Origin of the sequence: Actinomyces sp. oral taxon 181 (genome assembly GCF_018370895.1) — a bacterium.
Classification (GTDB): Bacteria; Actinomycetota; Actinomycetes; order Actinomycetales; family Actinomycetaceae; genus Pauljensenia.
In genome coordinates this window covers 192,196-202,456 of sequence record NZ_JAGYZL010000003.1, presented here as the reverse complement: position 1 = coordinate 202,456, position 10,261 = coordinate 192,196, and the positions used below count along the sequence as shown (strand labels likewise).

Here is a 10,261-nt window from a genome sequence, read left to right as displayed (position 1 = left end):
GAGAGTAGGACACCGCCACAACACACGTTGCGGGTGGGGCCATGGAACACAAACACTGTTCCACGACCCCACCCGAACTTTTATACCCACAACACACACCAGCCACCCGCCTACCACGCGAACACAACACACACAGCTGTATTTTTCTCCCTCAGCATTGTCCCCGCTACAGCGTTAGAGTCGGGGTATGACTGAAGTTTCGGATTTTTCGTCCCGCAATTTGGATGAGCTGAACGCAAGAGAAGTTCTTGCTGAACTTTTCAGTGGCGCTCATACTGCATACAGCTTTACTGATGAGCCAGTTAGCGATCAACAGCTTCACGCCGCTTACGATTTGGCTCAGTGGGCTCCCACCGGAGTGAACGGCCAGCCGCTTCGCGTTGCAATCGTTCGCAGTGGAGCGGCAAAGCAGAACCTGTTGAATGCCCTTCCCCGTGGCAACAGGGAGCAAGCTCAAGGTGCGCCTTTAGTGTTGGTGTGCGGTGCAAAGCTGGATTTCCATCATGATCTTCCTTCACTTCACCCGCGTGGTGAACGCTATGAACAGCTGCTCGCAGCTAATGGCGAGATGCGCACACTTATGGCTCATACTTCGGCCACGATCCAAATCGCGTATTTGATTCTTGCTCTTCGTGCGCAGGGCTTGGAAACCGGGCCTATGAATCCCGATGATGCCCAACTTCTTCATGACTATTTTTTCCCTGGTGAAAATATCGACCCAATTTTGGTCATTAACGTGGGTTATGCAGGTACCGATGCTTACCAGGAACGTGGACCGCGCGTGGGGTACGATGAGGTGTTTCGCGAACCTCAGGTTAACGCCTGATCCTATAAGGAGGACGCCATGGCTGATGAAGCACGAGTTCGTAAAGTGCAAGATCGCATTCAAGAAACTGTTGCTTCCCTTCTGGGACGACGCATCAAAGATCCGCGTCTGGGCTTCGTAACGATTACCGATGTTCGGGTGACTGGCGACCTTCAACATGCCTCGATTTTCTACACGGTCCTTGGTGGTGAAGAAGAGCGCGCGGCGACGGCTCGTGCTTTTGAATCTGCAAAGGGTTTGATTCGCAGTGAGGTCGGTAAAGCACTAGGAATTCGCCTTACCCCAAGTATTGAGTTCATCCCTGATGCTCTTCCTGAAACAGTTGCTTCCTTGGAGAGTGCGCTCGCATCTGCGCGGGCTCATGATGAAGAGGTTGCTCGCCAGGCAGAGGGTGCGCAGTACGCGGGTGAAGCCGACCCCTATCGCAAGTCTGAAGAGGAAGAAGAGCAGGACGAACGTTAATGACCGCTGCCTCCACTGATGCTGTTTCGGGGCTGCTGATTGTTGATAAACCTCAAGGGATTACCAGCCACGACGTTGTTTCGCGTACCCGTCGTTTAGCTCATACGCGCCGAGTTGGTCACGCGGGCACATTGGATCCAATGGCGACGGGGGTGCTTGTCCTTGGTATCAACAAAGCAACAAGACTGCTCACGTGGATTACTGATCATTCCAAACGATATGAAGCGCAGGTGCGTTTTGGCGTCGAGACGACAACTGAAGACGCGGAAGGTGAAGTAACGACGGCCAGAGGGTGCGAGGGCCTCGGCAATGAAGAAATTGAAGCGGCGCTTTCTCGTTTCCGTGGAACTATTTCTCAGGTTCCCTCTGCAGTGAGCGCTATTAAGGTCAACGGAAAACGCGCCTATGCAAGGGTCCGTGCAGGTGAGGACGTCAAACTTGAGCCTCGAGAAGTAGAAATTTCTCTCTTGGAAGCACAAGGTCAGCCTCGCTCTCACCGGGTGGAGTACGTTGTGGAGGGCAAGAGCGCTTACGTCGATTGCGTTGACCTCAATGTGGTCGTTGAGTGCTCGGCGGGAACCTATATTCGTGCTCTTGCGCGTGATCTTGGAAATGCGTTGGGTTGCGGCGCTCATTTGATCTCTTTACGCCGCACTCGAGTTGGTGAGTTTTCAATTGACTGTGCCCACACCTTGCAGTCCTTGGACGAGGCCGCGGCGCTAAGTGGGGGAGAGGCTCCTCTTCCGCTGACCTCCCTGAGCGAAGCCGCGCGGGAAATGTTCCCTTGCCTTCTTCTCTCCGAGGCCGAGGCCGGTGCTTTCTCGCACGGGCAAGCTCCGCGTCGTGAGGCCAGCGAAGTCGTTCGTTTCGTTGAGGAGTATTTCCCGGGAACTCAGCCCGGTGAGCAGGGGCCAATTGCTGCCTATTGGGGTGATGGCGAAGTACTCGGACTTCTTAAGATTATTGACAATCGTTTCGCAACAGTTCTTGTTTTCTAGAAAGTAACCACAGTGGAGATTTGGCGTTCCTTAGACGAGATTCCTAAGGGATTGAGTTCAGTTGTCACGATCGGCAACTTTGATGGGATGCACGAAGGGCATCGCAAGGTGATTTCTGCTGCTGTCACCGATGCGCGTGCAATGAAGGTTCAGGCTATTGCTTGTACGTTCGATCCCCATCCACGTAAGGTGCACAATCCGGATAGCCCTCTGAAGCTGATCTCCCCTTTGCGTGACCGCTTGGACGCCATGGCTGCTGCCGGGTTAAATGCAACCTTCGTTATTCACTACGACGAATCCGTTTACACTTTGACCCCCCGTGAATTCGTTGAAAAATATGTGGTTGGCGCACTGGGGGCTACTGAAGTCGTTGTCGGCAAGGACTTCCGATTTGGTCGTCACAATTCAGGTGATCTAGAGACACTCTCGGCACTTGGAGAGGAATTCGGCTTTACCGTTACCTCGGTGGATGATGTCACTGCTCCCGAAGGACGGCGCTGGTCATCATCGTGGGTTCGCCAGCTTCTAGAAGAGGGCGATGTTTCAGGGGCCGCTCGCGTGTTGGGGCATCTTCACCGAATCCGCGGGACGGTTGAGCACGGGTATAAGCGTGGGCGTGAGTTGGGATTCCCCACCGCAAACCTCTGCAATGACATCGAAGGTGTTGTTCCCGGAGATGGGGTTTATGCCGGTTGGCTCGTACGCCATATCGGTGATAGTGGGGCAGCTGAATTCCTGCCTGCAGCCATTTCGGTGGGAACGAACCCGCAGTTTGACGGTGAAGTGCGAACCGTTGAAGCTCACGTCTTGGGGCGCAGTGACTTGAACCTCTACGGTGAAAATGTCTCCATTATGTTTGTGAGCCGTATTCGGCCTATGGAATCCTTTGAATCCTTGGACGCATTGCTGTCTCAAATGGATGAGGATCTCAGAATTAGCGCCTACGTTCTTGGTGTTGGAGTGCCCACCCGAGTGGATCCCAAGGCGGTAACTGCACGTTAAGCGCCTCGTGCTTCATTCTTCGGGTTGACGCTCGTGCTGCAGATCACGACTTAAGCCTGAAGATGGGATGCTAAACTAGCCTAAGCCGTCATGTCGGCCACGGATTGTATGCACAGGGAACGCCCTGTGGCTCCGTGCAACGAGTTATAAGGAGAAGCCTGTGCCACTGAGCAAGGACGTCAAGGATCAGATCATCGCCGAGTACGCCACCCACGAAGGTGACACCGGCTCCCCCGAGGTTCAGATTGCGCTGCTGACCCAGCGAATCAAGGACCTGACCGAGCACTTCAAGACTCACAAGCATGATCACCACTCTCGTCGTGGTCTGCTGCTGCTGGTTGGTCGTCGTCGTCGCCTTCTTGGCTACCTCGCCGAGATCGACATTGAGCGTTACCGCTCGCTGATCGAACGACTGGGCCTGCGCCGCTGATTTTAGTCCGGCTCGATTCCATGTTGGAATCGAGCCGGATCACTACGTGTGGGCGAAGTGCACACGCGATAACTCAATACTTTGGATAGGGCGTAATCGTGCGCGGTTTTCGACAGTGGTTTACGGCTTCTCTGGCGCCTACGGATGTGGGAAGAGCCGGACAAAAGCCGTGGACTTCGATCGAAGGCCGATACGAACGCCGAAGTAGTGTGAAATAGATCAGTTCAAGGAGAACACACATATGATGGAAGGCGAAGATATCGTCTCAGCAGAGGCGATCATCGACAATGGCCGTTTCGGTAAGCGCGTCGTGCGTTTTGAAACGGGCCGCCTCGCCAAGCAGGCCGCAGGTGCGGCCATGGCCTACCTCGATGATGAAACCGCGGTTCTGTCCGCGACCACCGCGGGCAAGCAGCCCAAGGATCAGTTTGACTTTTTCCCGCTGACCGTTGACGTTGAAGAACGTTCCTACGCGGCCGGCCGTATCCCGGGATCGTTCTTCCGTCGCGAAGGCCGTCCCGGAACCGAAGCAATCCTGGCAGCACGTCTGATCGACCGTCCCCTGCGCCCTGGCTTCAAGAAGGGCCTGCGCAACGAGGTTCAGGTTGTCGCAACCGTTCTGGCTGCACACCCCAACGATGCATATGACGTCTTGGCAATTAATGCCGCCTCGATGTCGACCCAGATCGCGGGTCTTCCCTTCTCTGGCCCCATCGCTGGTACCCGTCTGGCCCTCATTGACGGCCAGTGGGTGGCATTCCCGCGCTGGTCGGAGATGGAGCGCTCCGTCTTCAATATCGTTGTCGCCGGTCGTATTGTGACCACCGAAGACGGTTCTGAAGATGTCGCTATCATGATGGTTGAGGCCGGCGGTGGCGAAAACGAATGGGATCTCATTCAGGCAGGCGCCGTTGCACCGACTGAAGATGTTGTCGCTGACGGCCTCGAGGCCGCAAAGCCCTTCATTCGTGCGCTGTGCGAAGCCCAGATGAAGGTTGCAGAGGTTGCCTCCAAGGAAACCGCTGAATTCCCGATCTTCCTGGATTATTCCGATGAGCAGTATGCAGCAGTTGAGCAGTGGGTTGGCGATAAACTCGCCAAGGCGCTTCTCACTGAAGGCAAGCTCGCCCGCGAAGAGGCAGTCGACCAGGTTAAGGCCGATATGCTCGAAGCGCTGTCCGAGCAGTTCCCTGAGGGAGAAAAGGAACTCAAGGCTGCATTCCGTTCTCTGGAGAAGCAGACCATTCGTAACCGCACCCTGCGCGAAGAAATCCGTATGGACGGCCGTTCGCTGCGTACCATCCGCTCCTTGAGCGCCGAGGTCGAGGTTCTTCCTCGAGTCCACGGTTCGGCCCTCTTCCAGCGTGGTGAAACCCAGATTCTGGGCGTGACGACCCTGGCTATGCTCCGTATGGAGCAGCAGCTGGATAACCTTTCGCCCATCACGGCGAAGCGCTACATGCACCAGTACAACTTCCCGCCTTACTCGACTGGCGAAACCGGTCGCGTGGGTTCGCCCAAGCGCCGCGAAATTGGCCACGGCGACCTTGCAGAGCGCGCTCTCAAGCCCATGATTCCTTCGCGTGAAGAGTTCCCCTACGCAATCCGCCAGGTCTCCGAAACCATGGGCTCCAACGGCTCCTCTTCGATGGGCTCCGTGTGCGCATCGACACTGTCGCTGCTCCAGGCTGGCGTGCCGCTGCGCGCCCCCGTCGCAGGCATCGCAATGGGCCTCATGACCGGTGAAGTTGATGGCAAGCAGAAGGCCGTGACCCTGACCGATATCCTCGGTGCTGAAGACGGTTTCGGCGATATGGACTTCAAGGTCGCCGGTACCCGCGAGTTCATCACCGCCCTGCAGCTTGATACCAAGCTCGATGGCATCGACTCCCAGGTGCTGCGTGGCGCGCTGGCGCAGGCCCGCGACGCGCGTCTGCAGATCCTTGATCTGATGGAGCAGGCAATCGACGCCCCCGATGAGATGAGCCCCTACGCTCCTCGTATCATCACGGTCCAGGTCCCCGTCGACAAGATCGGTGAGATCATTGGCCCCAAGGGCAAGATGATCAACCAGATCCAGGAAGACACCGGCGCCGAACTCACCATTGAGGACGACGGAACTGTCTACATCGGCGCATCGACCGGCGAGGCTGCAGAAGCCGCACGCGCGATGGTTAACCAGATTGCCAACCCGCAGATGCCCGAGGTAGGGGAGCGCTTTGTGGGAACCGTCGTGAAGACGACCTCCTTCGGTGCTTTTGTTTCCCTGACCCCCGGCAAGGACGGCCTGCTGCACATCTCGCAGGTTCGTCGTCTGGTCGGCGGTAAGCGCATTGACTCTGTCGATGATGTCCTTCAGGTTGGCCAGCAGGTCGAGGTTGAGATCCACGAGATCGGCGACCGCGGCAAGCTCAGCCTTTACGCCGTCGTCGATGGCGAAACTGGCGAGCTCGAGGCCAGCGATGAACAGCCTCGCCGTCGCGAGCGTTCAGAGCGCCCTGAGCGTCGTGAACGCCGTGAGCGTCGTCCCCGTACGCGCACACGCCGTCGTCGCGATGATGACGAGGCCCCGGCATCTGAGGGCTCCGACGAGGAGTGACCTCGCGCTGAGGGCGCGTTAGACAACGCGTACTCACAACTTTTATGACGTGTGGAGCGAAGGAATTCCTTCGCCCCACACGTCATATTTATGCCTGTGCAACAGCATGTTCTTCGCTTTCAAGGTGTCATCTCAGTTATCTAAAAAAGGCAGTAATTATCGACGAATACCGTCGGAAAAAATTTGATTCTTTGGGCCTAAAGGCCCCCCGTTTTCATGTGAAGCCATTGATAGCGTTGTGGACGTGGCAGCGATTATTGCCTGTGACATATCGTGTTTTGGCACTGATGTATGTCTGCAGAAATTCACCGCCCCCAGTGGCGGGAAGCTGCACGAACAAGCCGCAATTATGGACGAATGTAGTCCAGGGTACGTGCGGTCTCACCCTAGTCCGATGAACTCTATTCTTCAGTGATAGAAAGGTCTTTCACATGTTGGGTTCTGCAGAGAGGAAAGCGAGCGACCTGAGCGCAGGTCACCGCATCTTCCTTCTGATCTTGGTCTCGATCGGTAGCTCGATCATTTACACTCCTGCCTATCTTCAGTACGTCTTCGAAGAACCACTGGGTAAGGCCCTCATCGCCTCGGGTGGTGCTACGACCGAAAACGTTGCCACCACGCTGGGTACGCTTCTGAGCGCATACGCTATGACCGCGCTTGTGTGCTATCTCCCCTCCGGTATTGTGGCGGATATCGTTCGCGTTCGGACCCTTTCGTGGGTCGGTTTCGGTCTGACTGCACTGCTCACCTTCTGGTACGCAATGTTCCCCTCGCTGACCACCATTCGCTTCCTTTTTGTCGCAATGGGCGTCACAACCATCCTCATTTGGTGGGGTATCCGTTACAAGCTTGTGCGCCTGATCTCTGATGAAAACGGCTACTCACGCAACATCGGTCTTTCTTATGCCTTCTATGGCCTTGCGGGTCTGATCCTGGGCTTCTTCAACTCGTGGCTGGTTGCCCACCTCGCATCGCGTGGTGACATCATCCCCATGCGTACCCTGCTCTTCATCTTGGGTGGCCTGATCATGGTTCTCGCCGTCCTCTCCTTCTTCTTCATCCCGAAGTTCGAAGGCGAAATTGGCTCCACCGAAGGCGGTTTCTCGGTGAAGCAAATCGGTCAGGTCTTGGCGAATCCTGTCGTCTGGCTGGCAGCTGCCACCTTATTCTTCGTCTACTTCTTCTACACCGGCGTCAACCAAACCACCGGCTACATGAACAAGGTCATGATGCTTGCTCCCGCAGTGGTCACCATGGTCGCAACCGTCCGTACCTACGGTATTTCCCTGGTCTCGGCTCCTTTCTTCGGATGGCTTGCTGAGAAGGTCGGCTCTCCTTCGCGTGTCATTGCAGTTGCGTCACTGTTGGTTGCAGTGCTTTTCGCTGGATTTGCCGTCCTGCCCTCGGGCGCGAACGCTATCCTCACCGCTGGATTGGTGATTCTCTTGGCGTTTATTGCCAACGGTGTCTTCGGTATTGTTTCCTCGCAGCTCACTGAAGGCAAGGTTGCTCCCGCGGTCTTTGGTACGGCCTCGGGCCTGCTCTCGGTCATCGGCTTCCTTCCCGATACCTTCTCCTACACCTGGTTTGGCTCAATTCGCGACGCCGCAGGTGACGCACAAGAATCGGCGTTCCATCAGATCTTCATGATTCTTGGCGGTGCAGCCCTTCTGGCCGCGGTTTGTGCGATCGCCCTGGTTGTGGTGATTCGTATTCGCGCGAAGAAGAACGTTGAGGCCTGAAAACCACGTATTGAGGAAGGAGGACGTAGTGGCACACAAGCTTGATGTTCCCAGCATGTGGAGCGAGCAGATGGGCGCCGTCGTTGCCAAGCAAAACGAGCTGGCAAAAGACGCGTACTCGACCGATCAGAGTATTGAAGAGATGCGACAGGCCTATCGCAGTGAACGTCGTTTCTGGAACGAGGGCGGTCCGCATGTGGAAAGCGCGGAAGACCGAATGGTCCCGACGCGCCACGGGAGTATCCCGGTGCGCCGCTACGTCCCCTTGGCCTCGGAAGAAGATAACAACAAATCTGCTCGTCCCCTGATTGTTTATATTCACGGTGGCGGCTGGTTGATCGGCGATGTCGATACCCATGATCGCATCACGCGGACGATTGCTTCGCTCACGGGGGCCATCGTCGTTTCGGTGGGCTATACGCTCTCTCCGGAAGCTCAATACCCGCAGCCGATCGAAGAAATTTCCGATGCCACTGACTACATTGTCCAGCACGCCCAGGAGTGGGGAATTGATCCTCACGATGTCTCCTTTTCGGGGGACAGTGCGGGTGCAAATATGGCATTCGGTGCGTTGCTCTACCTTCGTGATCATCTAAAAGCTGTGAACGCGCGGAGCATGCTGCTCTTCTACGGAGCATACGGGTTGCGTGACTCTCGATCGATGCGCCTGCTGGGCGGCCCCTGGGATGGGCTCACCGAAGCCGATTACGAGTACTATCTCAAGGCCTACCTTGGAGATCTTGAAAAGATTCGCGAACCCTACGTGAATATTTTGGATAACGATCTGTCTTCGCAAGTCCCTCCCTGTTTCATCGTGGCCGCAGGCTTGGATCCTCTCAAAGATGATTCCGAGGCGCTTCACGAACTGCTTGATATCGCGGGAGTGGATAACGAATTCGTTGTCTATCCGAAGGTCATCCATGCATTCCTTCATCACTCTCGGATGCTGGATGACACGATGGATGCGATGCGGCGGGCAGCTGACTTCTTCCATAACCACAAAATCTAAGAAACTCACACATTTCACATCACCGACGATAGGAAGTAAAAATGGACTTTTCACTGAGCGAAGACCAGCAATTGATGGTCGATGGATTCACCGAATTGATGGAGTCGCGTAACTGGGAGAAGTACTTCCAGGAATGCGATGAACGCTCCGAATACCCCCAGGAATGGGTTTCGGCAATTTGCGAGCTCGGCTTTGACCAGATCCTCCTTCCCGAGGAGAACGGTGGTCTGGGTGCCGATTGGGTGACGCTTACCGCCGCTTACGAGGCACTTGGTCGCGCCGGTGGCCCCACCTACGTTCTCTACCAGCTTCCCTGCTGGGATACCGTTCTGCGTGAGGGCACCGAGGAACAGAAGGAAAAGATCCTTTCCTTCGTGGGTACCGGTAAGCAGATGCTCAACTACGCAATGACCGAACCGAGTGCAGGATCCTCTTGGGATGATATGCGCACGACCTACACCCGTAAGGACGGCAAAGTCTACCTGAACGGTCACAAGACCTTTATTACTTCTTCCAAGTACGTGCCCTACCTGGTTGTTATGGCTCGCGATAGCGACAACATGGATACCTACACCGAGTGGTTTGTCGATATGTCTCTGCCGGGCATTACCAAGGAACCCCTGCACAAGCTGGGACTGCGCATGGACTCTTGCTGCGATATCTACTTCGATAACGTCGAACTTCGTGAAGAAGACCTCTTCGGAACCGAAGGAAATGGATTCCGTCGCGGAGTTGCCGACTTCGATCTTGAGCGTTTCCTTGTTGCTCTGACCAACTACGGCCAGGCTTACTGCGCCTTCGAAGACGCTGCGCGCTACGCCAACCAACGTGTCCAGGGTGGGCAGGCAATTGCTCGTCACCAGCTCATCCAGCTCAAGTTTGCTGACATGAAGGTTGCGCTCACCAATATGCGCAACATGCTCTACGAAATCGCCTGGAAGCACGATAACGGTCTGCTTGGTCGTGGTGACTGCTCGATGGCGAAGTACTACTGCGCACACGCAGCATTTGAAGTCGTCGACAATGCCCTGCAGGTTCTTGCAGGCGTCGGCATTACCGGTGAACACCGCGTCCAGCGTATGTTCCGCGACCTGCGCGTTGACCGCGTCAGCGGTGGTACTGACGAAATGATGATCCTTACCGCAGGCCGTGCAGCTCTGAAGGAATACCGCTGATCAGCGGGAGGTGTATCT

At 55.8% G+C, this 10,261-nt stretch carries 9 protein-coding genes; all 9 read left to right on the top strand.

Annotation, left to right across the window (positions count from 1 at the left end):
• Positions 1 to 187 precede the first annotated feature (187 nt).
• A complete protein-coding gene (locus tag KHW85_RS02790; protein ID WP_291458710.1) occupies positions 188 to 826 on the top strand; it encodes a malonic semialdehyde reductase in 639 nt (212 codons plus the stop codon).
• Positions 827 to 844: 18 nt separating this feature from the next.
• Positions 845 to 1,288: a 30S ribosome-binding factor RbfA gene (gene rbfA, locus KHW85_RS02785; RefSeq protein ID WP_178703685.1), complete on the top strand. Its 444-nt coding sequence runs from the start codon at positions 845 to 847 to the stop codon at positions 1,286 to 1,288.
• Positions 1,288 to 2,286 (top strand): tRNA pseudouridine(55) synthase TruB, encoded by a 999-nt coding sequence (truB, locus tag KHW85_RS02780; RefSeq protein WP_291458709.1) that lies wholly within the window; start codon positions 1,288 to 1,290, stop codon positions 2,284 to 2,286. The genes rbfA and truB overlap by 1 nt, the downstream gene beginning before the upstream one ends.
• Before the next feature lie 12 nt (positions 2,287 to 2,298).
• A complete protein-coding gene (locus KHW85_RS02775; protein ID WP_291458708.1) occupies positions 2,299 to 3,288 on the top strand; it encodes a bifunctional riboflavin kinase/FAD synthetase in 990 nt (329 codons plus the stop codon).
• 160 nt (positions 3,289 to 3,448) lie between these two features.
• The gene (gene rpsO / locus KHW85_RS02770; RefSeq protein WP_009407917.1) at positions 3,449 to 3,718 is read left to right on the top strand and encodes a 30S ribosomal protein S15; all 270 of its coding nucleotides are present in this window, start codon (positions 3,449 to 3,451) and stop codon (positions 3,716 to 3,718) included.
• A 241-nt stretch (positions 3,719 to 3,959) separates the two neighbouring features.
• A complete protein-coding gene (locus KHW85_RS02765; RefSeq protein WP_291458707.1) occupies positions 3,960 to 6,317 on the top strand; it encodes a polyribonucleotide nucleotidyltransferase in 2,358 nt (785 codons plus the stop codon).
• A gap of 431 nt (positions 6,318 to 6,748) precedes the next feature.
• Positions 6,749 to 8,059, top strand: coding sequence for an MFS transporter (locus tag KHW85_RS02760; RefSeq protein WP_291458706.1), 1,311 nt, complete (start codon positions 6,749 to 6,751; stop codon positions 8,057 to 8,059).
• Between the two features lie 28 nt (positions 8,060 to 8,087).
• Positions 8,088 to 9,068: an acetyl esterase gene (aes, locus tag KHW85_RS02755; protein WP_291458705.1), complete on the top strand. Its 981-nt coding sequence runs from the start codon at positions 8,088 to 8,090 to the stop codon at positions 9,066 to 9,068.
• A gap of 41 nt (positions 9,069 to 9,109) precedes the next feature.
• Complete coding sequence (caiA, locus tag KHW85_RS02750; protein WP_009407921.1) at positions 9,110 to 10,243, top strand: crotonobetainyl-CoA dehydrogenase; 1,134 nt, start codon at positions 9,110 to 9,112, stop codon at positions 10,241 to 10,243.
• The last annotated feature ends 18 nt before the right edge of the window (positions 10,244 to 10,261 follow it).

Bases quoted from the DNA above. Each gene is read 5' to 3' on its own strand.
- KHW85_RS02790 (WP_291458710.1), top strand. From the start codon at position 188: ATGACTGAAGTTTCGGATTTTTCGTCCCGCAATTTGGATGAGCTGAAC.
- rbfA (WP_178703685.1), top strand. From the start codon at position 845: ATGGCTGATGAAGCACGAGTTCGTAAAGTGCAAGATCGCATTCAAGAA.
- truB (WP_291458709.1), top strand. From the start codon at position 1,288: ATGACCGCTGCCTCCACTGATGCTGTTTCGGGGCTGCTGATTGTTGAT.
- KHW85_RS02765 (WP_291458707.1), top strand. From the start codon at position 3,960: ATGATGGAAGGCGAAGATATCGTCTCAGCAGAGGCGATCATCGACAAT.
- KHW85_RS02760 (WP_291458706.1), top strand. From the start codon at position 6,749: ATGTTGGGTTCTGCAGAGAGGAAAGCGAGCGACCTGAGCGCAGGTCAC.
- caiA (WP_009407921.1), top strand. From the start codon at position 9,110: ATGGACTTTTCACTGAGCGAAGACCAGCAATTGATGGTCGATGGATTC.